General features: G+C 36.6%; 24 protein-coding genes. 23 read left to right on the top strand and 1 reads right to left on the bottom strand.

Annotated features, from left to right (window positions below; all coding sequences use genetic code 11):
• Positions 1–375: 375 nt before the first annotated feature.
• The 9 genes from KQI83_RS04635 (at position 376) to KQI83_RS04595 (ending at position 7,112) form a co-directional block, all read left to right on the top strand.
• On the top strand, positions 376–1,254 hold the full coding sequence (locus tag KQI83_RS04635) for a YicC/YloC family endoribonuclease (protein ID WP_216555081.1): 879 nt from the start codon (positions 376–378) through the stop codon (positions 1,252–1,254).
• A gap of 13 nt (positions 1,255–1,267) precedes the next feature.
• A complete protein-coding gene (gmk, locus tag KQI83_RS04630) occupies positions 1,268–1,903 on the top strand; it encodes a guanylate kinase (protein WP_216555079.1) in 636 nt (211 codons plus the stop codon).
• Positions 1,904–1,912: 9 nt separating this feature from the next.
• On the top strand, positions 1,913–2,161 hold the full coding sequence (rpoZ, locus tag KQI83_RS04625; protein WP_216555421.1) for a DNA-directed RNA polymerase subunit omega: 249 nt from the start codon (positions 1,913–1,915) through the stop codon (positions 2,159–2,161).
• Between the two features lie 101 nt (positions 2,162–2,262).
• Complete coding sequence (rimO, locus tag KQI83_RS04620; protein WP_216555077.1) at positions 2,263–3,594, top strand: 30S ribosomal protein S12 methylthiotransferase RimO; 1,332 nt, start codon at positions 2,263–2,265, stop codon at positions 3,592–3,594.
• On the top strand, positions 3,591–4,133 hold the full coding sequence (pgsA, locus tag KQI83_RS04615) for a CDP-diacylglycerol--glycerol-3-phosphate 3-phosphatidyltransferase (protein ID WP_216555075.1): 543 nt from the start codon (positions 3,591–3,593) through the stop codon (positions 4,131–4,133). Before rimO ends, pgsA begins: the two co-directional genes overlap by 4 nt.
• Before the next feature lie 35 nt (positions 4,134–4,168).
• Positions 4,169–5,416 (top strand): competence/damage-inducible protein A, encoded by a 1,248-nt coding sequence (locus KQI83_RS04610; RefSeq protein WP_216555073.1) that lies wholly within the window; start codon positions 4,169–4,171, stop codon positions 5,414–5,416.
• Positions 5,413–5,967 carry a 16S rRNA (guanine(966)-N(2))-methyltransferase RsmD gene (rsmD, locus tag KQI83_RS04605; RefSeq protein ID WP_216555071.1) on the top strand — a complete coding sequence of 185 codons (555 nt, stop codon included), beginning with the start codon at positions 5,413–5,415 and terminating at the stop codon, positions 5,965–5,967. Before KQI83_RS04610 ends, rsmD begins: the two co-directional genes overlap by 4 nt.
• A gap of 18 nt (positions 5,968–5,985) precedes the next feature.
• On the top strand, positions 5,986–6,474 hold the full coding sequence (gene coaD / locus KQI83_RS04600) for a pantetheine-phosphate adenylyltransferase (protein WP_216555069.1): 489 nt from the start codon (positions 5,986–5,988) through the stop codon (positions 6,472–6,474).
• Positions 6,475–6,476: 2 nt separating this feature from the next.
• The gene (locus KQI83_RS04595; RefSeq protein WP_216555067.1) at positions 6,477–7,112 is read left to right on the top strand and encodes an ATPase; all 636 of its coding nucleotides are present in this window, start codon (positions 6,477–6,479) and stop codon (positions 7,110–7,112) included.
• On the opposite strand, the gene KQI83_RS04590 is transcribed toward KQI83_RS04595, so the two are convergent.
• Positions 7,098–8,009: a hypothetical protein gene (locus tag KQI83_RS04590; RefSeq protein ID WP_216555065.1), complete on the bottom strand. Its 912-nt coding sequence runs from the start codon at positions 8,007–8,009 to the stop codon at positions 7,098–7,100. The genes KQI83_RS04595 and KQI83_RS04590 overlap by 15 nt on opposite strands.
• Before the next feature lie 53 nt (positions 8,010–8,062).
• Here KQI83_RS04590 and KQI83_RS04585 point away from each other — a divergent pair, with 53 nt between their 5' ends.
• The 14 genes from KQI83_RS04585 to KQI83_RS04520 all read left to right on the top strand — a co-directional run bounded on the left by KQI83_RS04585 (position 8,063) and on the right by KQI83_RS04520 (position 21,713).
• Positions 8,063–9,511, top strand: a complete 1,449-nt coding sequence (locus KQI83_RS04585; protein ID WP_216555063.1) for an aminoacyl-histidine dipeptidase — start codon at positions 8,063–8,065, stop codon at positions 9,509–9,511.
• 61 nt (positions 9,512–9,572) lie between these two features.
• Complete coding sequence (locus KQI83_RS04580) at positions 9,573–10,346, top strand: M23 family metallopeptidase (RefSeq protein WP_330622306.1); 774 nt, start codon at positions 9,573–9,575, stop codon at positions 10,344–10,346.
• A gap of 28 nt (positions 10,347–10,374) precedes the next feature.
• Positions 10,375–11,106 carry a pseudouridine synthase gene (locus KQI83_RS04575; RefSeq protein WP_216555061.1) on the top strand — a complete coding sequence of 244 codons (732 nt, stop codon included), beginning with the start codon at positions 10,375–10,377 and terminating at the stop codon, positions 11,104–11,106.
• A 109-nt stretch (positions 11,107–11,215) separates the two neighbouring features.
• Positions 11,216–11,890 carry an HAD family hydrolase gene (locus tag KQI83_RS04570; protein ID WP_216555059.1) on the top strand — a complete coding sequence of 225 codons (675 nt, stop codon included), beginning with the start codon at positions 11,216–11,218 and terminating at the stop codon, positions 11,888–11,890.
• Entirely contained in the window at positions 11,883–13,844 is a 1,962-nt protein-coding gene (locus KQI83_RS04565; RefSeq protein WP_216555058.1) for a YgiQ family radical SAM protein, read from the top strand. Before KQI83_RS04570 ends, KQI83_RS04565 begins: the two co-directional genes overlap by 8 nt.
• Complete coding sequence (locus tag KQI83_RS04560; protein WP_216555056.1) at positions 13,841–14,863, top strand: RluA family pseudouridine synthase; 1,023 nt, start codon at positions 13,841–13,843, stop codon at positions 14,861–14,863. Before KQI83_RS04565 ends, KQI83_RS04560 begins: the two co-directional genes overlap by 4 nt.
• A 34-nt stretch (positions 14,864–14,897) precedes the next feature.
• Entirely contained in the window at positions 14,898–15,431 is a 534-nt protein-coding gene (locus KQI83_RS04555) for a Holliday junction resolvase RecU (protein ID WP_216555054.1), read from the top strand.
• 75 nt (positions 15,432–15,506) lie between these two features.
• Positions 15,507–16,694: an ATP phosphoribosyltransferase regulatory subunit gene (gene hisZ, locus KQI83_RS04550; RefSeq protein ID WP_216555052.1), complete on the top strand. Its 1,188-nt coding sequence runs from the start codon at positions 15,507–15,509 to the stop codon at positions 16,692–16,694.
• 13 nt (positions 16,695–16,707) lie between these two features.
• Entirely contained in the window at positions 16,708–17,361 is a 654-nt protein-coding gene (gene hisG / locus KQI83_RS04545) for an ATP phosphoribosyltransferase (protein WP_216555050.1), read from the top strand.
• Positions 17,358–18,650 (top strand): histidinol dehydrogenase, encoded by a 1,293-nt coding sequence (gene hisD, locus KQI83_RS04540; protein WP_216555048.1) that lies wholly within the window; start codon positions 17,358–17,360, stop codon positions 18,648–18,650. Before hisG ends, hisD begins: the two co-directional genes overlap by 4 nt.
• A 19-nt stretch (positions 18,651–18,669) precedes the next feature.
• On the top strand, positions 18,670–19,263 hold the full coding sequence (gene hisB / locus KQI83_RS04535) for an imidazoleglycerol-phosphate dehydratase HisB (RefSeq protein ID WP_216555047.1): 594 nt from the start codon (positions 18,670–18,672) through the stop codon (positions 19,261–19,263).
• A gap of 8 nt (positions 19,264–19,271) precedes the next feature.
• Complete coding sequence (gene hisIE / locus KQI83_RS04530) at positions 19,272–20,552, top strand: bifunctional phosphoribosyl-AMP cyclohydrolase/phosphoribosyl-ATP diphosphatase HisIE (protein WP_216555046.1); 1,281 nt, start codon at positions 19,272–19,274, stop codon at positions 20,550–20,552.
• Between the two features lie 27 nt (positions 20,553–20,579).
• Complete coding sequence (locus KQI83_RS04525; RefSeq protein WP_216555045.1) at positions 20,580–21,293, top strand: hypothetical protein; 714 nt, start codon at positions 20,580–20,582, stop codon at positions 21,291–21,293.
• A gap of 108 nt (positions 21,294–21,401) precedes the next feature.
• The gene (locus tag KQI83_RS04520; RefSeq protein ID WP_216555044.1) at positions 21,402–21,713 is read left to right on the top strand and encodes a hypothetical protein; all 312 of its coding nucleotides are present in this window, start codon (positions 21,402–21,404) and stop codon (positions 21,711–21,713) included.
• Positions 21,714–21,777: the final 64 nt, after the last annotated feature.

Below are 21,777 nucleotides of genomic sequence, written 5' to 3'. Positions count from 1 at the left end.
GATGTCGCTATGCGCCATCTCACTCACGGGCAGTTGCCCTATCAGTTCAGTCAAAGAAAAATGTGACAGTAAACTGTCAATTTTCCTTCGCCTATCCTGACACTGCTCGTTGCCTACCTGAACATTATATACTAAAAAGGGGGAAAAGAAAACTATTATAGAAGTGTAAAAATAATTTGAAAAAGCAAATGTTTTTGACGCATATTTGTAAAAATTTTAAAATTAAATAAAATATCAACTATTAATGGAAAACCTTCCGTGTGAATAATTTTTAAACTATTCGCATAGGAGTTTTTTGCAATTGACTAATTGTAAAATTTGTTCTATAATACAGATAATTATGCATACGGTGATGCATGAGACAGGAGGTTTCACATGATTAAGAGCATGACCGGCTTTGGACGCTGTGAAATTGCTGATAAAGAACGGAAGATTACAGTAGAAATGAAAGCTGTTAACCATAGGTATTTGGATGTAAATATTAAAATGCCGAAAAAGCTTAATTTTTTTGAAAGTAGCATCCGAACTCTTTTGAAGGAATATATTCAGCGTGGTAAAGTAGATATTTTTATTATTTATGAGGATTACACAGAAAATAATGTAATCTTAAAATATAATCAGGAGCTGGCTGCTGAATATGTAAAATACATACGGCAGATGGCAGAGGATTTTTCCTTAAACAATGATTTACAGGCATGTACACTTTCGCGTTATCCAGAAGTTTTAACCATGGAAGAGCAGACAGTAGATGAAGATGCTTTGTGGGCAACATTAGAAAAAGCTATCCGCGGGGCTGCTGAACAGTTTGTAGAGACTCGTATCAAAGAAGGTAATAATTTAAGAGACGATTTGATGCAAAAGTTAGACGGTATGATACAATATGTAGACGAAATCGAAAAGCGTTCCCCTGAAATTATTGCAGAATATCGTCAGAAATTGCAAGACAAGGTAAATGAGCTTCTAAACGATACTCAAATAGAAGAAAGTCGTCTTGCAACAGAGGTAACCCTTTTTGCGGATAAGATTTGTACAGATGAAGAAACTGTACGATTAAAGAGTCATATTCTTGCCACAAAAGAAACACTTTCTCAGGGAGGAAGTATTGGACGAAAGCTTGATTTTATTGCACAAGAGATGAATCGTGAAGCGAATACGATTCTTTCAAAGGCTAATGATCTTACCGTTTCAGATATTGCCATTAATTTGAAGACGGATATTGAAAAAGTAAGAGAACAGATTCAGAATATTGAATAAAGAGGTTCTAGAAATGAAGAACAAAGGAATATTAACAGTTGTTTCCGGTTTTTCCGGTGCAGGAAAAGGAACAATTATGAAAGAGCTAATGAAAAATTATAGTGATACTTATGCATTGAGTATCTCAGCCACAACCAGAGCCCCAAGACCGGGTGAAGTTAATGGACGGGAATACTTTTTTGTTAGCACAGAGGAGTTTGAAAATATGATAGCGCAGGATGCATTAATTGAACATGCGCAATATGTGAATAATTACTATGGAACTCCCCAAAATTACGTCTTCGAACAGTTAGAAAATGGAAAAGATGTTATTTTAGAAATAGAAATTCAGGGTGCATTAAAGGTAAAGGAAAAATACCCGGATACGGTGTTGATGTTTGTTTCTCCACCAAATGCTGCTGAGTTAAAATCACGTTTAGAAGGTAGAGGAACAGAAGATGCTGCCACAATCGCTTCCAGATTAAGCCGTGCATGGCAGGAAGCACAAGGCGTTGAAAAATATGATTACTTTGTAATCAATGATGTGTTGGAAGATTGTGTAAAAAAAGTACATGCAATTATCCAAAATGAGCATGCAAGAGCATTCCGCAATCAGGAATTAATTGATACTATAAAAAATGAATTAAAAGAATTTTCAAAAGGAGAATGATGCCATATGATGTTACATCCATCTTACACAGATTTAATGAGAGTCGTAAACAGCGGAGTGGAAATTGGTGAAGAACCAGTTGTAAACAGCCGTTATTCAATTGTACTTGCAACAGCAAAACGTGCAAGACAGATTATTGCCGGTGAGGAGCCATTAGTTGATAATGCTGCCGGAAAGAAACCTCTTTCTATCGCAGTAGAAGAACTTTACAGCGGTAAAGTAAAAATCGTTGGAGATGACGAAGAAACAGAAGAATAAAATTGCATAAATTCAGAGGTATTTTACCACACTGTTTTTAGTAAGAACGGTGTGGTAATCTTTGTTTATTGAATGCAGTAAATGTATGTAATGGAGGAACTATGAAAATTTTATTTGTATCCCTTGGCTGTGATAAAAACCTTGTGGACACGGAATTTATGCTTGGAACATTAAGAGATGCCGGGCATACTTTTACAAATGACGAAACAGAAGCAGATGTAATTGTAATTAATAGCTGTTGTTTTATTAACGATGCAAAAGAAGAAAGTATTAATACCATTTTGGAAATGGCTGAATATAAAGATAAAGGTAGCTGCAAAGTACTCATTGTAACAGGATGTCTTGCGGAAAGATATCGCGATGAAATCATTGTAGAAATCCCACAGGTTGATGTAATTCTTGGTACAAATTCCTATGAAGAAATTGCAAAGGCAATAGAAGAAGTACGAGCACATACCGGTGAGTATTACGAGGTTTATAAGCCTCTGGAAGGATTGCCGAATGTACGGTCTTCCCGTTCTTTGACAACCGGAGGACATTATGCTCACTTAAAAATTGCAGAAGGATGTAATAAAAACTGTACTTATTGCATTATTCCACATATCCGCGGCAGATACCGTAGTGTATCAATGGAAGAACTTCTGAAACAAGCTCGTGAGTTAGCAGAACAAGGTGTCAAAGAACTTATTTTGGTCGCCCAGGAAACAACTTTATACGGTGTGGATTTGTATGGCGAAAAGTCTTTGCATAAACTTTTAGATGCATTAAATGAGATTCCGGGAATTCAATGGATTCGTATTATGTATTGTTATCCGGAAGAAATTTATGAAGAATTAATTCAGTCTATTAAGAAAAACAAAAAAGTCTGTCATTATTTAGATATGCCAATACAGCATATCAATAATGAATTGTTAAAGCGCATGGGCAGACGTACCACCAAGGAAGAACTTATCGAGAAAATTTCACATCTCAAACAGGAAATACCGGATATTACCTTACGTACTACTTTAATTAGCGGATTTCCGGGCGAAACACAGGAAATGCATGAAGAACTTATGTATTTCTTAAACGAGATGGAATTTGACCGTTTAGGAGCATTTACTTATTCACCGGAAGAGGGAACTCCGGCAGCAGAGTTTCCATGTCAGATTGATGAAGAAGTCAAAGCAGAATGGCGAGATGAAGTTATGGAACTTCAAGAGGAAATCATTTTTGATAAAAATGAAGAAATGAAAGGTCGTGAGCTTTGGGTTATGATAGAAGGTAAAGTAGATGCTGAAAATGCCTATGTCGGAAGGACTTATCGCGACGCACCGGAGATTGATGGATATGTATTCGTTAACACAGATGAGACTTTGATGACGGGAGATTTTGTGAAAGTGAAAATAACTGGAGCGTATGAATATGATTTAATAGGAGAGATGATAGTATGAATTTACCAAACAAATTAACCATTTTAAGAGTTATCTTAATTATTCCATTTGTACTTTGTATGTTGCTTCCGGGAGTCGGAACGGCTGGAAAGTATGTGGCAGTAGCAATTTTTATTTTTGCCAGCTTAACCGATATGTTAGATGGAAAAATTGCCAGAAAAAACAATCTTGTGACAAATTTCGGAAAATTTATGGATCCGTTAGCAGATAAACTTTTAGTAAGTTCTGCCATGATTTGTCTGACTGCCAATAATAAATTAGCAGCATGGATTGTTATTGTAATCATTAGCCGTGAATTTATCATTAGTGGTTTTCGTTTAGTGGCTTCTGATAATGGAATTGTTATTGCTGCAAGTTACTGGGGCAAGTTTAAAACTACATTCCAGATGATTATGATTGTTATGCTGATACTGGATTTCGATAATGATATTTACCGTATCTGCACAACCGTAGTTACTTATATTGCATTAATTTTAACCATTATTTCCTTGATTGATTATCTTGCAAAGAATAAAGCAGTGTTGAAAGAGCAAAAATAATCAAGAAAATAATTTTTGCAAAGGACGGTAATTGTATGACAGTAGAATTAATATGTGTAGGAACAGAACTATTACTTGGAAATATTGTAAATACCAATGCAGCGTATATGGCAGAAAAATGTGCAATGCTTGGACTTTCTATGTATTATCAAAGTGTGGTAGGTGATAATCCGGAACGGTTAAAAGAACTATTAGAAATGGCGAAAAAACGTTCTGATATTATTATTTTATGTGGTGGTCTTGGACCTACACAGGATGATTTAACAAAAGAAACTGCTACAAAAGTAATGGGTAAAACATTAGTAGAAGATGCACAGGCTCGACAGGAAATCGAAACATTTCTTACAAAGCGTGGCAGAAAAATCACAGAAAATAACTGGAAACAGGCGTTAGTTCCGGAAGGAAGTAAGGTTTTGTATAACCCTAACGGAACAGCTCCGGGAATTATCATGGAAGATGAAAATACACAAATGATATTACTTCCTGGACCACCAAATGAATTGATTCCCATGTTTGAAGAACAGGTATATCCATATTTGAACCAACTTCAACCGGAAATTATCTGTTCTAAAATGGTAAAACTCTGTGGTATAGGAGAAAGTGCTGCCGAGACGGAAATTCTTGATTTGATTGAAAAGCAAGACAATCCTACCGTTGCTCCTTATGCGAAAACCGGAGAAGTTCATTTACGTCTTACTGCACGAGCCGAATCCAAAGAAAAGGCATTTGCTATGATTGAACCATTAGAGCGAGAACTGTATCATCGTTTTGGTTCTAAAATATATACCGATGACGAAAGTATTACCCTTGAAATGGCAGTAGCACAATTACTGGCCAAATATCATTTAACTGTTACAACCGCAGAATCCTGTACAGGAGGTCTGTTGGCAGGTAGATTGATTAATGTACCGGGAATTTCGGAAAATCTAAAGGAAGGGTACATTACTTATTCTAATGAAGCCAAAGAAAAACTTCTCGGTGTGTCACATGATACATTGAAACAACATGGTGCAGTAAGTGAAGAGACAGTCTTAGAAATGGCAAAAGGTGGAGCAACTGCCGCCAATGCGGATATTTGTGTTTCTATTTCAGGAATCGCAGGACCCGATGGTGGTACCAAAGAAAAACCTGTAGGATTAGTATATATGTGTTGTTATTGCAAAGGAAAAACTTATGTAGAACGTAATTTATACACAGGAAACCGCAGCAAAGTAAGAGAATATGCCGTTGCCAGTGCATTGACATTACTTCGTAATGCAATTTTAAAAGAGGTGGAATCATGAGAATTATAGCCGGAAGTGCAAGAAGCCTTCCTCTTAAAACAATAGAAGGAATGGATACCAGACCAACAACAGACCGTATCAAAGAAACATTATTCAATATGTTAAATCCATTTCTTGCAGGATGTGAATTTTTAGATTTATTTTCCGGAAGCGGTCAGATTGGTTTAGAGGCAATCAGCCGTGGCGCAAAACATGCAGTTTTTGTGGAAAATAATAAAAAGGCTGTAAATTGTATTGAAAGCAATGTAGCATTTACTCGTTTTACTGAACAGAGTACCGTAATGCACATGGATGCAATATCCGCAATTCACCGTATGGAGGGAAAACATGTATTTGATATTGTTTTTATGGATCCTCCATATAAAAAAGGGTTAGAAGAGGAAGTTTTAAGAATCTTATCTGATTCATCTATTATTAATGAAGATACAATAATTATTGTAGAAGCGTCTTTAGATACGGATTTTTCCTATGCGAGAGAGCTTGGCTATGAGATAACAAAAGAAAAACGATATAAAACTAATATGCATGTTTTCTTAAGACACGATGCATAGGGAACGAGGGATAAATACATGAGAAGAGCAATTTATCCGGGAAGCTTTGACCCGGTAACTTTTGGACATATTGATATGATTGAACGTTCTGCTAAGATGGTAGATGAATTACTGGTGGCAGTTTTAAATAATAGTGCAAAAAATCCGTTGTTTTCTGTAAAAGAACGTGTTAGTATGTTAGAAGAGATAACAAGTCATCTTCCAAATGTGAAGGTTACTTCTTTTGATGGACTACTCATAGATTATGCAAAAAAAGTAGATGCGTCTATTATTATTCGAGGACTTCGTGCAGTAACAGATTTTGAATATGAACTTCAAATTGCACAGACGAATCGAATTGTAAATCCAAATGTAGACACATTGTTTTTGACTACAAGTTTGGAGTATGCTTATTTGAGTTCAACAATTGTAAAGGAAGTCGCTTCCTATGGGGGGGACATTTCCCACTTTGTGCCAGAGAGGCTGATTGAAAGAATTTATGCAAAATATAATAATAAGGAGAGTTAACCATGAGCAGTAGAATAGAACAGATTATTGATGAAATTGAAGAGTATATTGATAGTTGCAAACCACAGCCATTTTCTGCTTCTAAAATCATAGTAAATAGAGACGAATTAGATGATTTATTGGCAGAGCTTAGAAGAAAAACTCCAGATGAAATTAAGAGATATCAGAAAATCATCAGCAATAAAGAGGCTATTTTAGCAGATGCACAGGCAAAAGCAGATGCCATCATTGCAGAAGCACAAGTACATACTTCTGAGTTGGTGAGTGAGCACCAGATTATGCAACAGGCATATGCGCAGGCAAATGAAGTAGTACTGGTTGCTACCAATCAGGCGCAGGAAATTCTGGATAATGCTACAAATGATGCTAATAATATTCGTATGGGTGCTATTCAGTATACAGATGATATTTTGAAAAATTTAGAGGAAATTATCGGTCATGCCATGGAAACTACACAGGCAAGAACTGATAATTTGATGAAATCCCTTCAAAGTTGTTATGATTTGGTAAACACCAATCGTAAAGAGTTAAGACCTGAGGAAGAAGAAATTGCTCAGGAACAGTCAACTCCAGAGGATGAAGCAGCACAGGATGAGACACCACAGATGGAGGTAAATACGGACTTACTGAATCAGTAAATGAGCAAGTAAAAATGTGATGCCTGTTCCAAATAATTTTGTAAAAATGTACGGCTTTATTGGAAAGCGTACATCCTTTACCATGGATGTAGTTTGCGCAATTCCTGAGAGCCCGCCGAAAGCTGTGTATGCCATAACTAATGGATACATTTTTGCAAAAGGCATCTTGGTATGCGTAGTATAGGCAATACCATTGGTGATTTCTGTAAATCCAACGCAAATACATTGAAGATACTGATTCGAAATAGGTAAAAGTGTGCTCATTTGTGCAAGTATCGCAAAAAGCATGATGTACCCACCTAATTTTGCCAGTGTTTCAAATCCGTTCATAATGCCGTCATCTATGAGTTGAAAGTTCATTGATGTCGGCTTTTTTTGAAGTATTGCAGAAGCAGAAAAATCTTTTTTATGATAAAGAAACATATATAAGACCAATGGTGGTAAGTATAAAATACAATAGCTTGGAAGCAAAAGTTTCGGACAATGCAAACAATCTGTAATAATAAATCCACTAATAAACACAGGGCTGATATTGTTACAGATACAAAACAGGTGACTACCTTCTTCGTAGGTCATTTTTTGGGATAGTACCAATTCCGCAGCGATTTTGCTGCCTAGTGGGAATCCGAAGAGTAAACCTGCAATTAACGGATAGAGACCTGCACTGCTGATAGGAAAGAAATGCTTTACTATTTTGTGAAGTTTTCCTGTCATATTGTCCAAAAGTCCGGAGTGAATTAATATGTAGGATAGAATGGTAACCGGAAGAAGTGTTGGCATCATTTTTTCGTACCAAAGCTTCAAACCTACGGAAGCTGCCATTACAGCATCTTTCGGAAAACATAAAATATAACTTAAAAAGCTCAATAAAATAATAATGTACACGATTTTTTTCATAGTTTATTCTATGAATCATAATAATAAATATGCGTAAATTAGGAGGTCATAAAATGAAAGTTTGTAAAGATTTAAAACCAAAGAAAGTATTTGAATATTTTGAAGATATATGCAGTATTCCACATGGTTCTCAAAACACAAAAGCAATCAGTGATTACTGCGTTAATTTTGCAAAAGAGCATGGTCTTAAGTATATTCAGGATGAAATGAATAATGTGATTTTATTTAAAGAGGGCTCAAAAGGATATGAAAATGCAGAGACCATTATTATTCAGGGTCATATGGATATGGTATGCGAAAAAGAAAATGGTGTGGATATTGATTTTGAAAAAGACGGCTTGAATCTTTTTATAGATGGTGATTTTTTAAAGGCAAAGGGAACTACCTTAGGCGGGGATGATGGAGTCGCCGTAGCTTATGCGTTGGCTATTTTAGATGATGACACTTTGGCACATCCACCATTAGAAGTTGTAATTACCGTAGACGAAGAAATCGGTATGCTTGGAGCAGAAGGAATTGATCTTTCCATGTTAAAAGGAAAGAAACTTTTAAATCTTGATTCTGATGAAGAAGGAATTTTCTTAACGAGTTGTGCCGGCGGACTTACTGCTGAGTGTACTTTGCCAGTCACACGAAAAAGTGTAGACGGCATGGAATATGAATTGAAAATCACAGGACTTCAGGGTGGACATTCTGGAAGCGAAATCCACAAAGGACATGGAAATGCTATCATGTTGATGGGAAGATTGCTCAAACAGTTAGCTGACCAAATGGATATCTCTTTAGTTACATTAGGTGGTGGATTAAAGGATAATGCCATTCCAAGAGAAACGGTGTGCACTATTTTAACAGACGAAGCTAATGAGGCAGAACTTTTAGCATTCGTAAAAGAATATGAGGCAGATTTAAAAAATGAGTATCACATCTCAGATGCAGATGTTTCTGTGCTTTGTACGAAAAAGAAACATACTACTGATGAGACTCTGGATAGAACTTCTTTTGTAAAAGTATTATTTATGCTGCGTAACCTGCCATGCGGTGTACAGCATATGAGCATGGATATTCCGGGATTAGTAGAGACTTCCTTAAATGCAGGAATTATGACACTAAGCAAAGATACCTTTGCACTTTCTTTCTCTGTAAGAAGCAGTGTTACCAGCCGCAAGTATGAAGTAACAGATCGTCTTACTTTTGTAACAGAGTTCCTTGGTGGTAGTGTAAATATCAGCGGTGATTATCCGGCTTGGGAATATAAGGCTGAATCTAAGATGCGTGATTTAATGGTAGAAACTTACCGTGATTTATTCCGGAAGGAACCACAAATACAGGCAATCCATGCAGGATTAGAATGTGGTATCTTTTCAGGTAAAATTGAAGGACTTGACTGTATTTCCTTCGGACCAGCTAATTTTGATATCCATACACCAAAGGAACGTTTAAGTATTTCTTCCACAGAACGTGTATGGAATCTGATTGTTGAGTTTTTAAAACGCTCGAAATAATATGAAAAAACGCGTAGGGTTGTTTTGTATACTTTTTACTGTAATTCTTGGATTTGACACGGTGGCTATCGTACGAATTCAAGGAATTGCACAGGTAATGCATCTCATGGATGCCGAAAGTACGAAAGAAAAACTACGCGACCAGAGTATTTCCCCGGAATTATATAACCAATTCTGCAAATATGAAGGAAAAGGGGAATTTTCCCGCTATGAATATCTTTGTGGTTATTTTTTTATCGGGGAAAAAACGAAAAATTCTCTTGATGAATACTTGAGACTAGTGACAAAATATAAAAAGCAGGAGTTTTCTCGTATGACAGCGTATGAGCAGGCAATTTGGCATGATATTGTGTATTTTCCAATTCCTGCCGAACGTGGAGGAATATTACACGTTTCCTTTGAAAACTCCTGGATGTCCCAGCGCACGTTCGGTGGGAAAAGGGGACACGAAGGAACGGATATTATGGCATCTTACAACCAACGAGGACATTATCCGGTCGTTAGTATCTCTGATGGTATTGTAGAAAAAACAGGATGGCTTCCACAGGGAGGATATCGGATAGGCATTCGTTCCCCCAGTGGAGCCTATTTTTATTACGCCCATCTTTATGATTATGCAGAAGGAATTTCGGAAGGATGTAACGTAAAAGCAGGCGAACTTTTAGGATTTATGGGAGATAGCGGTTATGGAGAGGAAGGCACCGTAGGAAAGTTCGATGTACATCTTCATATGGGCATTTACTTAAATGATGAAAAGGGAGAAGAATTCAGCATCAATTCATATTGGATTATGAAATATTTAGAAGATAAACTTCTGATTAGTCAATATGAATAGTTATGGTTATAAAAAGGAGTTTGAAACTATGCAGTTAAGAATCGACAAATTTCTGGCAGATATGGGAGTCGGTACTCGAAGTGAGGTAAAACAATATATTCGGAAAAAACAGGTACAGCTTAATGGCAGCATTGTAGCAAAACCTGAGCAGAAAGTGAATCCGGAAACAGACCAAATCACTTTTCAAGGACAGAAAGTCGGTTATGTAGAAATGGAATATTTTATGTTGTATAAGCCCCAAAACTGCGTAAGTGCTACTACAGATGCTACACATAAAACCGTATTGGACTACATAAATACGAAAAAACGAAAGGATTTATTTCCGGTGGGAAGATTGGATATTGATACCGAAGGGCTTCTTCTAATCACGAATGATGGAAAACTGGCTCACGAGTTACTTTCTCCTAAAAAACATGTGGAAAAAACTTATTATGCGAAAATCCAAGGAAAAGTAACAAAAGAAGATGTAGCATATTTTCAGCATGGACTAGATATTGGAGAAAAGGATTTGACTAAGCCGGCAATGCTACATGTCATTACTTCTGACACTATCTCTGAAATAGAAGTAACAATTACGGAGGGAAAATATCATCAGGTAAAAAGAATGTTTGAAGCGGTTGGAAAGAAAGTGGTTTACCTAAAACGCATTTCCATGGGACCGTTACAGTTAGATGAGACATTGCAGCCGGGCGAATACCGGGAATTAACGGAAGAAGAAAAAGCTGCACTTTCTCCAATAATGTACACAGATAAAATATAATTCTTTAGGAAATCACATTGCGAAAAACACAGTGACAAGATATAATAATTAACATGACAATTATTGTATCTTGTCATTTCTTATAAATTTAAAGGAGTACAACACAACATTGTTAAAAAATATACAAGCAATTATTTTTGATTTAGATGGCACTTTGATAGATTCCATGTGGGTTTGGGATGAAATAGATATTGAATTCTTATCCGCAAGAGGACTTACCCTTCCACCAACTTATCAAAAGGAGATTGAAGGCATGAGTTTTACAGAAACAGCCATTTATACCAAGCAACTGTTTCAATTTCCGGAAAGCGTAGAAGAATTAAAAACTATTTGGAATCAGATGGCTTTGGAAAAATATACCAAAGAAGTACCGTTAAAACCCGGTGCAGAAGCATTTTTTAAATATTGTAAAAGTAAAAAAATACCTATGGGAATTGCCACCAGTAATTCCAGAGAGTTAGTGGATGCAGTCGCAAATACACATCATTTGAAAGATTATATTGAAGTAATTGTTACTTCCTGCGAAGTAGCTAAGGGAAAGCCAGCACCAGATGTTTACCTGGAGGTTGCAAAGCGGCTGAGGGTACAGCCAGAACATTGTCTGGTATTTGAAGATGTCCCAATGGGAATTCTGGCAGGGAAAAATGCCGGAATGAAAGTCTGTGCAGTAAAAGACGCTTGCTCCGAAGACCAGCGTGAAGAAAAGCGAAAATACGCAGATTATTATATTTCCTCCTATCAGGAGGTCTTAACAAACAGTTATGAGGTTTTAGAACATGAATAATGGATTTTTACCTCTTTCCAAAGAGGATATGATAGAACGAAACATAGAACAGTTTGACTTTGTTTATGTCATTGGGGATGCTTATGTAGACCATCCTTCCTTTGGACATGCAATTATCAGCCGACTGTTAGAAGCACACGGTTATTCTGTAGGGATTATTTCTCAACCGGATTGGAAGGAAAGGGATAGTATCGCTATTTACGGTGAACCTCGCCTTGCTTTCTTAGTTAGCAGCGGAAATATGGATTCTATGGTAAACCATTACAGCGTCTCTAAAAGACGTAGAGAAAAAGATTCTTTTACACCGGGAGGTGTTATGGGAAAACGTCCGGATTACGCCACCGTTGTTTATTGTAATCTGATTCGCCAGACTTATAAAAAAACGCCAATTCTTATCGGTGGAATTGAAGCCAGCTTGCGTAGATTGGCTCATTATGATTATTGGAGCAATAAGGTAAAACGTTCCATTTTAATGGATTCCGGTGCAGATATTTTAATGTATGGCATGGGCGAGCACAGCATCATCGAACTTGCAGATGCTTTGGCAAGTGGAATTGCAGTAGAAGATATTACATTTGTAGACGGTACTGTCTACAAAACACGCAAAAAGGAAGATATTTACGATGCTGTTTATCTTCCGGCTTTTGAAGAAGTAAAAGAAGATAAAACCACCTATGCCCAAAGTTTTTATATGCAATATTGCAACACGGATCCGTTTAGTGGGAAAAGATTAGTAGAAGCATATCCCCATGAAATTTATGTTGTACAGAACCCTCCGGCAAAACCATTATCTCAAGCAGAAATGGATGATGTGTATGCACTTCCATATATGAGAACCTATCATCCTTCCTATGAAGCTGCTGGCGGAGTTCCGGCAATTTCGGAAGTGAAGTTTAGTCTTACCAGCAATCGAGGCTGTTTTGGTGGATGCAGTTTTTGTGCCTTAACCTTTCATCAGGGAAGAATCATACAGGCAAGAAGTCACGATTCCTTGCTTACTGAGGCAGAACACATTACCCATGATAAAGACTTTAAGGGCTATATTCATGATGTAGGAGGGCCTACTGCAAACTTTCGTGCCCCTGCCTGTACAAAGCAATTAACAAAGGGAGCATGTCCAACTAAACAATGTCTGTTTCCGGAGCCTTGCAAAAATCTAAAAGCAGACCACAAGGACTACTTGAGCTTATTGCGAAAATTACGGAAAATACCAAAAGTAAAACGTGTCTTTATCCGTTCCGGTATCCGATTTGACTATTTACTTGCCGATCCGGACCGTACCTTTTTAAAAGAACTATGTGAATATCATGTCAGCGGGCAGTTAAAAGTTGCTCCGGAGCATATTTCAGATAAAGTATTACAGAAGATGGGAAAACCCAAAGTAGCAGTTTATAATCAGTTTGTAAAAGAATACAAGCAAATGAATGAAAAACTAGGCAAAAAACAGTATCTGGTACCTTACTTAATGTCCTCGCATCCGGGTTCTACGTTACAAGAAGCAGTGGAATTAGCAGAATTTTTAAGGGATTTGGGTTATATGCCGGAGCAGGTACAGGATTTTTATCCTACCCCATCTACAATATCTACCTGCATGTACTATACCGGATTAGACCCTCGTACCATGGAGCCGGTATATGTAGCACATAACCCTCATGAAAAAGCTATGCAGCGAGCCTTGATTCAGTATCGAGACCCGAAGAACTATGATTTGGTAAAAGAAGCGTTAATCAAAACAGGACATGCTGACTTAATCGGATTCGATAGCAAATGTCTGATTCCGCCGAGAAAATTAAAGCCAAAATCAGAACATGCACATACCTCTTCCGGGAAAAAAGCGAAAGCAGTGCCAAAATCAAAGCCTATTTCAAAGAATAGTGCACGAGATAACCACACTAAAAACAGGCAATCTAAGCAACGTAATTCTTCAAGCAGAAAGGGAAAGAGACAGCGATGAAAAGTTTTCAGATAAATACTAATGAAGCAGGACAACGCTTTGACAAATACTTGAAAAAACTTCTATCTCAGGCATCAGGAAGTTTTGTATACAAAATGCTTCGTAAGAAAAATATTACTTTAAACGGAAAAAAAGCGGATGGTTCTGAAAAGTTGAATGTTGGTGATGAAGTAAAACTGTTTCTTTCGGATGAAACATTTGAAAAGTTTTCCGGTCAGGAAAATGTAAAAGCTCTCGCCCACAACCAAGACTTACTTGCAGAACAATATCCCAATATTCCGCTGGACATTGTATATGAAGATAAAGATATTTTAATCATCAATAAACCTGCCGGTATGCTGTCCCAAAAAGCAACACCGACAGATATTTCAGCTAACGAATATATGATTGGGTACTTATTAAATCATAACGAACTTTCTCCAGATACCTTGCGGACTTTTCGACCTTCTATCTGTAACCGCTTAGACCGTAATACCTCAGGATTGTTAATTGCAGGAAAAACCCTAAAGGGATTACAAAAGATGTCAGAACACCTGAAAAAACGTTCTGTGGAAAAATATTATTTGTGCCTGGTAAAAGGAAAGATACTAAAGACACAACAAATCGAAGGCTGGCTTCAAAAGGATGAAAAAAACAATAAAGTAACTATTTATCCAGAAGAAGTTAATGATAGTAAGTATATCAAAACAGGTTATCGCCCGGCAGCGTATTATTCTTTACCGTCAAAAGAGGGAAAGGATTCTGATATCTTTACCTTATTAGAGGTACATTTAATTACCGGTCGTTCACATCAAATTCGTGCACATCTGGCATCCATTGGACATCCCATTGTCGGTGATATGAAGTATGGAAACAAAAAGATAAATGCATTTTTTGCAAAAGAAGCAAAGGTTCATTTTCAATTACTTCATGCTTACCGTATGGTATTTCCGGATGGAAAAGAAGTGACTGCTCCTTTGGGAGAAACTTTTGAAAATACCTTGGACTATCTAAGAAAAAACGAGAGAAAAGCTTTTTGATAAAATTTTAACATTTACCAAACGGGAGGCACTTATGGCAACATGGAATTCCAGAGGGTTAAGAGGTTCTACCCTGGAAGAATTTATTAATCTTACAAATGAAAAATATTTATCTCAGGGACTTGCCCTGATTCAAAAGGTACCAACACCCATTACGCCCCTAAAAATAGACAAAGATAACCGCCACATTACACTGGCATACTTTGAACAGAAAAGTACTGTAGATTATATTGGGGCAGTACAGGGGATTCCGGTATGTTTCGATGCAAAAGAATGTAATACCGATACCTTTCCTTTGCAGAATATTCATGCCCACCAGATTAGCTTTATGGAGCATTTTGAGCAGCAGGACGGAATATCATTTCTGGTGATTTTTTACTCCCAACGGAATCAATTTTATTATCTTCGTTATGAAAAACTGATGGAATTTTGGAACCGTGCGAAGGAAGGTGGCAGAAAAAGTTTTTGCTATGAAGAGTTAGAACCGGAGTTTTTCTTTTCTTCTCATGGGGGAATTTTAGTTCCTTATTTAGATATGATGCAAAAGGATTTGGAAAGACGAGGTTGACAATTTCTGGATTGTTGGATATAATATGACTAATTTAATTTAGTAGCATGGTAGCATGCTAAAGTGGAGGGCGAAATGGAACGACGTTTATTACATACTCCGGAAGGAGTTCGAGATATTTACAATTCTGAATGTGCAAAAAAATTAGTTTTGCAGGATAACTTGCATGGTTTGCTAAAAAAGTACGGATATCATGCAATTGAGACACCAACCTTTGAATTTTTCGACATTTTTGGCAAGGAAATCGGAACAACTCCTTCCAAAGACCTATACAAATTTTTTGATAGAGAAGGAAATACCTTAGTATTACGCCCGGATATCACTCCTTCCGTAGCAAGATGTGTGGCAAAATATTATGCCGAAGAAGAATTACCGGTACGTCTTTGCTATATGGGCAACACCTTTATCAATAACACCAGCTATCAGGGAAGATTAAAAGAATCTACTCAGTTAGGCGCAGAAATGATTGGTGATAATTCCGTAGATGCAGATGCAGAAATCATTGCACTTGTAGTAAATTCCTTAAAAACAGCAGGATTACAGGAATTTCAAATTGGAATTGGTCATGTTGGATTCTTTAAAGGATTGATAGAAGCTGCAAAATTACCGGAAGAAACGGTATCTGACTTGATTGCATTAATTTCTAATAAAAACTTTTTCGGAGTTGAGGAATTAATTGATTCTCTTGGATTAACAGCAGACTTAAAAGAACTCTTTTCCATGCTTGGCAGTATCAGCATGTCAGAGGATATGTTAAACCGTGCAAAAGAGCTTGCAGTATCTTATCCAACGGTATTAGAAGCCTTGGAACGCTTAGAATTATTACTTCAGGTACTTTCCTGTTATGGTGTAGAAAAGTATGTATCACTGGAACCTGGAATGCTTAGCACTTATCATTATTATACCGGTATTATTTTTGCCGGATATACCTTCGGAAGCGGTGAACCAATCGTAAAAGGTGGAAGATATGACAATCTTCTTCCTTATTTTGGAAAGAATGCACCATCTATTGGTTTTGCCGTAGTAATTGACCAGTTAATGGCTGCATTATCCAGACAAAAAATTGAGATACCAATACAAGAACAACAGATTTTAATTGTTTATAAAGAGTCCCGACATGCAGATGCTATAAAAAAAGCCTTAGCTTTAAGAGAAGACGGCACCGGCGTTTCTCTTGTAAGATGGGAAGAAGGTAAAGTAAAAGAAGACTATGATGCGTATGCAAAACGAATGCATATGCAGGATATTACATATATGGAGTAACAGGAGGGACGAGATGAGATATTTAACATTTGCACTTGGAAAAGGTCGTCTGGCGAACCGTACCTTGGAAACATTTGAAAAAATCGGAATTACCTGTCAGGAAATGAAAGATAAAGATACCAGAAAATTAATTTTTGTCAATGAAGAATTGAAGTTAAAGTTTTTCCTTGCAAAAGGTCCTGACGTACCTACTTATGTAGAATACGGTGCAGCAGACATCGGAATCGTAGGAGAAGATACTATTTTAGAAGAAGCTCGTAATATCTACGAAGTATTGGACTTAGGTTTTGGAAAATGCAAGATGTGTGTATGCGGTCCGAAAGATGCAGAAGAATTATTAAAACACCACGAACTTATTCGTGTGGCAACTAAGTATCCCCGTATTGCCAAGGATTATTTTTACAACAAAAAACATCAGACAGTAGAAATTATCAAATTAAATGGTTCTATTGAATTGGCACCGATTGTTGGGTTATCCGAAGTAATTGTAGATATTGTAGAAACCGGAACTACCTTGCGGGAAAATGGTTTAAGCGTATTAGAAGAAGTATGTCCACTTTCTGCAAGAATGGTAGTAAATCAGGTTAGTATGAAAATGGAAAATGAACGTATTACCAAAATAATCAGAGATTTGAAAGAGGTATTAGCAAAGGAGAATGGCAAATGAGAACATTAAAATTAACAAGTGATACCAAAAAGAATCTGTTAGAAGATTTATTAAAAAGAAGTCCGAATAACTATACACAGTATGAAGCAAGTGTCAATGCAATTATCGAAAAAGTACGAGCAGAAAAAGACGCTGCGGTATTTGCTTACACCAAACAATTCGATGGTGCAGACATCAATGCTTCTAATGTGCGTGTAACAGAAGAAGAAATCAAAGAAGCATATACATTAGTAGATGAAAAGCTGCTCAATGTTATGCGCAAATCATTAGAAAACATTCGTGTTTACCATGAGAAACAAAAACAGTACAGTTGGTTTGACAGCCGCCCAGACGGTGTTATGTTAGGTCAGAAAGTTACAGCCCTTGCCAGTGCAGGGGTATATGTTCCGGGTGGAAAGGCAGCTTATCCTTCCTCCGTATTAATGAACGTAGTTCCTGCAAAAGTAGCCGGAGTAGAAAAAATCGTAATGACAACTCCTTGTAACAAGGAAGGGAAAGTAAACCCTGCTACTTTAGTTGCCGCAACAGAGGCAGGTGTAACTGAAATTTACAAGGTCGGTGGAGCACAGGCAATTGCAGCTCTTGCTTTTGGAACAGAAAGCATTCCAAAGGTAGACAAAATTGTCGGACCTGGAAATATTTATGTTGCTCTTGCAAAAAAAGCAGTATTTGGTCATGTTAGCATTGATTCCATTGCCGGACCAAGTGAAATATTAGTTTTGGCTGATGAAACTTCCAATCCACGTTATGTGGCTGCGGATTTGTTATCTCAGGCAGAACATGATGAACTTGCAAGTGCAATTTTAATTACAACCAGTGAAACTTTAGCAAAAAAAGTATCTGAAGAAGTAGATAAATTTGTGGCAGAACTTTCCAGAAAGGCAATTATTGAAAAATCATTAGAAAACTATGGTTATATCTTAATTGCAGATTCCGAAGAAGAAGCCATTGATACTGCAAACGAAATTGCTTCTGAGCACTTGGAAATCTTAATGAAAAATCCATTTGAAGTTATGATGAAAATCAAGAATGCAGGAGCTATTTTCCTTGGTGAATACGCAAGTGAACCATTAGGTGACTATTTTGCAGGTCCAAATCACATTCTTCCTACCAATGGAACAGCAAAATTCTTCTCACCATTAGGAGTGGATGACTTTATTAAGAAGTCCAGCATTATTTCATACTCCAGAGAAGCATTAGAACCTGTTTACAAAGATATTATGCAATTTGCAACCTCAGAACAGTTGACGGCTCATGCAAATTCGATTAAAGTAAGATTTGAAGACTAAACAGAAACGAGGTGTTGGTATGGCATTTCAAAGAAATGTACAACAAAACCGAAAGACAAAGGAAACGGATATTTCTCTTTCATTAAATATTGATGGGAAGGGAGATACGCAGTTAGATACCGGAATTGGATTTTTTGATCATATGTTAGACGGATTTGCACGTCATGGCTTTTTCGATTTAAAAGTACATGTAAGCGGGGATTTAGAAGTAGATACACATCATTCTATTGAAGATACTGGAATTGTGTTAGGAACGGCAATTCGCAAATCACTTGGAGATAAAAGGGGGATTAAGCGTTTCGGCAGTTGTATTTTACCTATGGATGAAACATTGGTATTATGCGCGGTTGATTTAAGCGGACGGCCATATTTTTCCTTTGAAGGCGAATTTACAACAGACCGTGTAGGATATATGGACACTGAAATGGTACGAGAATTTTTCTATGCCATATCTTATAGTGCAGGAATGAATCTCCATATGAAAATATTAGACGGTACAAATAATCATCATATGATAGAAGCGTTATTTAAGGCTTTTGGAAGAGCTTTGGATGAAGCAACTACCATTGATCCAAGAATTACAGATATTATGTCAACGAAAGGTAGTTTATAGGTGATAGTATGGAACATAAAAATTTGATTGCCACTATGTATTTAAAAAATGGTATGGCAGTAAAAGGTCCTCAGGATTTAGAAAATACAGGCGATTTAAAACAATTAGCAAAACAGTACAATGACAGTGGGGTAGATAAATTATATGTTTTTGATTTATCCAATGATGACAATGAACACGATTTGAATCTTCACACCATTAAAGAGATATGTCGTATTGTGGAAATTCCGGTTTATGGTGGCGGTAACATTAATCGTCTGGAAGATATTAAGAAAATTCTTTATGCCGGATGTAAAGGTGCTATTTTAGATAGCTCAAAGCACGACACTCCGCAGCTTGCAGAAGAAGGAGCGCAACGCTTTGGCAGAGAAAAATTATTAGTTGCCGTAGATACCGTAGATTTATTGTTCAAGCATAAAGAAGACATCGAACATTATGTACACAAATTAGTTGCATTAGATGAAACAATCATTGATTCACTTACCAATGTAACCGATTTACCTTTTAGTGTCATTACCAACGAATACGATACCGACCATTGGGCAGATATTTTAAAGAAACCTGCTGTTACCGGAATGGGTGGCTCCTATATTAGCAATCCGGAAACAGACGTTATGAAGGTGAAAATGCTTCTTGCCATGAAGGGTGTGGAAACACAGAAATTTGAATCAGCAATTGCATGGTCAGAATTTAAGTTAAATTCTGACGGATTAATTCCTGTTATTGTCCAGGACTACCAAACATCCGAAGTATTAATGCTTGCTTATATGAACGAAGAAGCATTTAATACCACCATTGCAATGGGAAAAATGACATATTATAGCAGAAGCCGTCAGGAACTTTGGACCAAAGGTGTCACTTCCGGTCACTATCAGTATGTGAAATCTCTAACATTAGACTGTGATAAGGATACCATTCTTGCAAAAGTATCACAGGTTGGTGCAGCTTGCCATACCGGTAATCCGACCTGCTTCTTTACGGAACTGATTAAAAAGGAATACTTAAGCAAGAATCCATTAAAAGTATTTGAAGAAGTATATCAGGTAATTGCTGATAGAAAAGAACATCCAAAGGAAGGTTCTTATACCAACTATTTATTTGATAAGGGCATTGATAAAATTTTAAAGAAAGTAGGAGAGGAAGCAACTGAGATTGTAATTGCATCCAAGAATCCGGAACCTGAAGAAATCAAATACGAAATTTCTGATTTCTTATATCATATGATGGTTCTTATGGTAGAAAAAGGCATTACCTGGGAAGAAGTAGTAGAAGAATTAAGTCAGCGATAAACAAAGTGAAATAAAGAGGAGTATATTGTGGAAGAAACTTTTAAAAACCGATTTAATGTTGCTGCATTTTTGATGCCACAATTCTGGTCTATCGGAAATCATGTATGGATAGGATTACTAGCATTTATTCCAATCCTTTATCCTTTTATAGCAATTTATCTTGGACTCTATGGTTCTGAATTGGCATATGAAAGAGGTAGTTATTATAACGAAGATGGTTTTTATGAATATCAAAGAAAATGGACCATTGCCTCTATTGTTTATGCCATAGTATTAGTTTTAATTGGTTATTTTGCGTTTAGAGAACCATTAGGAAATTACATTGCAAATAAGCATAACTTGAATAAGGTTATTTCTACTGGAGAAAAAGCAGAAGAACGATTGACGGAAGAAATAAATGTATTATTAGAGTCAAAGGAAATAAAACAAGTATTGGATGCACATGAATATACTATTGAGCAGGAATTGACTTTTAATGATGATTTAGATAGTTTAGATAATTCAAATTTTAGCACTTATCATTATTTATCTCGAGGACGTATAGAATATGAAAATCCTCGAATTTCCTCAGCCGGTATAGATTATCAGGTTTCCAATACCGAAGGTTTTTCGCTTGTATTTTTTGTTGATGATGAATATGAATTATCCAAAGTTAGGTATGTATATCGAAATGGCGATACTGCTTATGTAACAGACCCATTACTCTCCAAAGAACAAATACAAAAACTATTAAAAGATTAAAACGAAACCATTGAAAGGTACTTGAATTTTTATTTTCAAGTACCTTTTATGCATTTTTTATTTTACGAAAAGTAAACTGTAATAAAAGGTTTTATTTCAAGGAGTTTTATGGATAAATCAATGGAACAAACCGTAGAAGAACGCAGAGCATATGTAAATCAAATCCGTTCTTCTTTTCAGACAGAGCCAAATCATCCCCAGGCACACTATTCTTTATATGGAACACTTGCAGACCAAGACAGTCCTTCTGGTGTTACATCCACATTTGGACTTCGTGCAATCATTGCCATTCTTATTTTTGCCGCATTTGTTTACTGCGACAAAGAACACCTTACCTATCAAGATTATAGTACCAAGGAGGTTTATTCTCAGATTGAATGGAATCCACTTCCGATTTCCGTAGATTCTCTGGAATTTTAAAAACTTCCTCAAAGCAGTGAGTATGTACATTATTTGTAAAATATGCTATACTAAAATGCAATGT

It is taken from the genome of Roseburia sp. MSJ-14, from assembly GCF_018918225.1.
Classification (GTDB): domain Bacteria; phylum Bacillota; class Clostridia; order Lachnospirales; family Lachnospiraceae; genus Petralouisia.
This window is presented reverse-complemented; position numbering and strand designations above follow the sequence as displayed.

Excerpts from the sequence above, each read along its gene's own strand:
- KQI83_RS04565 (WP_216555058.1), top strand. The coding sequence starts at position 11,883 with ATGAATAATGGATTTTTACCTCTTTCCAAAGAGGATATGATAGAACGA.
- hisZ (WP_216555052.1), top strand. The coding sequence starts at position 15,507 with ATGGAACGACGTTTATTACATACTCCGGAAGGAGTTCGAGATATTTAC.
- hisG (WP_216555050.1), top strand. The coding sequence starts at position 16,708 with ATGAGATATTTAACATTTGCACTTGGAAAAGGTCGTCTGGCGAACCGT.
- hisD (WP_216555048.1), top strand. The coding sequence starts at position 17,358 with ATGAGAACATTAAAATTAACAAGTGATACCAAAAAGAATCTGTTAGAA.
- KQI83_RS04590 (WP_216555065.1), bottom strand. The coding sequence starts at position 8,009 with ATGAAAAAAATCGTGTACATTATTATTTTATTGAGCTTTTTAAGTTAT.
- KQI83_RS04635 (WP_216555081.1), top strand. The coding sequence starts at position 376 with ATGATTAAGAGCATGACCGGCTTTGGACGCTGTGAAATTGCTGATAAA.
- KQI83_RS04555 (WP_216555054.1), top strand. The coding sequence starts at position 14,898 with ATGGCAACATGGAATTCCAGAGGGTTAAGAGGTTCTACCCTGGAAGAA.
- gmk (WP_216555079.1), top strand. The coding sequence starts at position 1,268 with ATGAAGAACAAAGGAATATTAACAGTTGTTTCCGGTTTTTCCGGTGCA.
- KQI83_RS04610 (WP_216555073.1), top strand. The coding sequence starts at position 4,169 with ATGACAGTAGAATTAATATGTGTAGGAACAGAACTATTACTTGGAAAT.
- hisB (WP_216555047.1), top strand. The coding sequence starts at position 18,670 with ATGGCATTTCAAAGAAATGTACAACAAAACCGAAAGACAAAGGAAACG.
- rimO (WP_216555077.1), top strand. The coding sequence starts at position 2,263 with ATGAAAATTTTATTTGTATCCCTTGGCTGTGATAAAAACCTTGTGGAC.
- rsmD (WP_216555071.1), top strand. The coding sequence starts at position 5,413 with ATGAGAATTATAGCCGGAAGTGCAAGAAGCCTTCCTCTTAAAACAATA.
- rpoZ (WP_216555421.1), top strand. The coding sequence starts at position 1,913 with ATGTTACATCCATCTTACACAGATTTAATGAGAGTCGTAAACAGCGGA.
- hisIE (WP_216555046.1), top strand. The coding sequence starts at position 19,272 with ATGGAACATAAAAATTTGATTGCCACTATGTATTTAAAAAATGGTATG.
- KQI83_RS04520 (WP_216555044.1), top strand. The coding sequence starts at position 21,402 with ATGGATAAATCAATGGAACAAACCGTAGAAGAACGCAGAGCATATGTA.
- KQI83_RS04595 (WP_216555067.1), top strand. The coding sequence starts at position 6,477 with ATGAGCAGTAGAATAGAACAGATTATTGATGAAATTGAAGAGTATATT.
- KQI83_RS04585 (WP_216555063.1), top strand. The coding sequence starts at position 8,063 with ATGAAAGTTTGTAAAGATTTAAAACCAAAGAAAGTATTTGAATATTTT.
- KQI83_RS04575 (WP_216555061.1), top strand. The coding sequence starts at position 10,375 with ATGCAGTTAAGAATCGACAAATTTCTGGCAGATATGGGAGTCGGTACT.
- coaD (WP_216555069.1), top strand. The coding sequence starts at position 5,986 with ATGAGAAGAGCAATTTATCCGGGAAGCTTTGACCCGGTAACTTTTGGA.
- KQI83_RS04560 (WP_216555056.1), top strand. The coding sequence starts at position 13,841 with ATGAAAAGTTTTCAGATAAATACTAATGAAGCAGGACAACGCTTTGAC.
- pgsA (WP_216555075.1), top strand. The coding sequence starts at position 3,591 with ATGAATTTACCAAACAAATTAACCATTTTAAGAGTTATCTTAATTATT.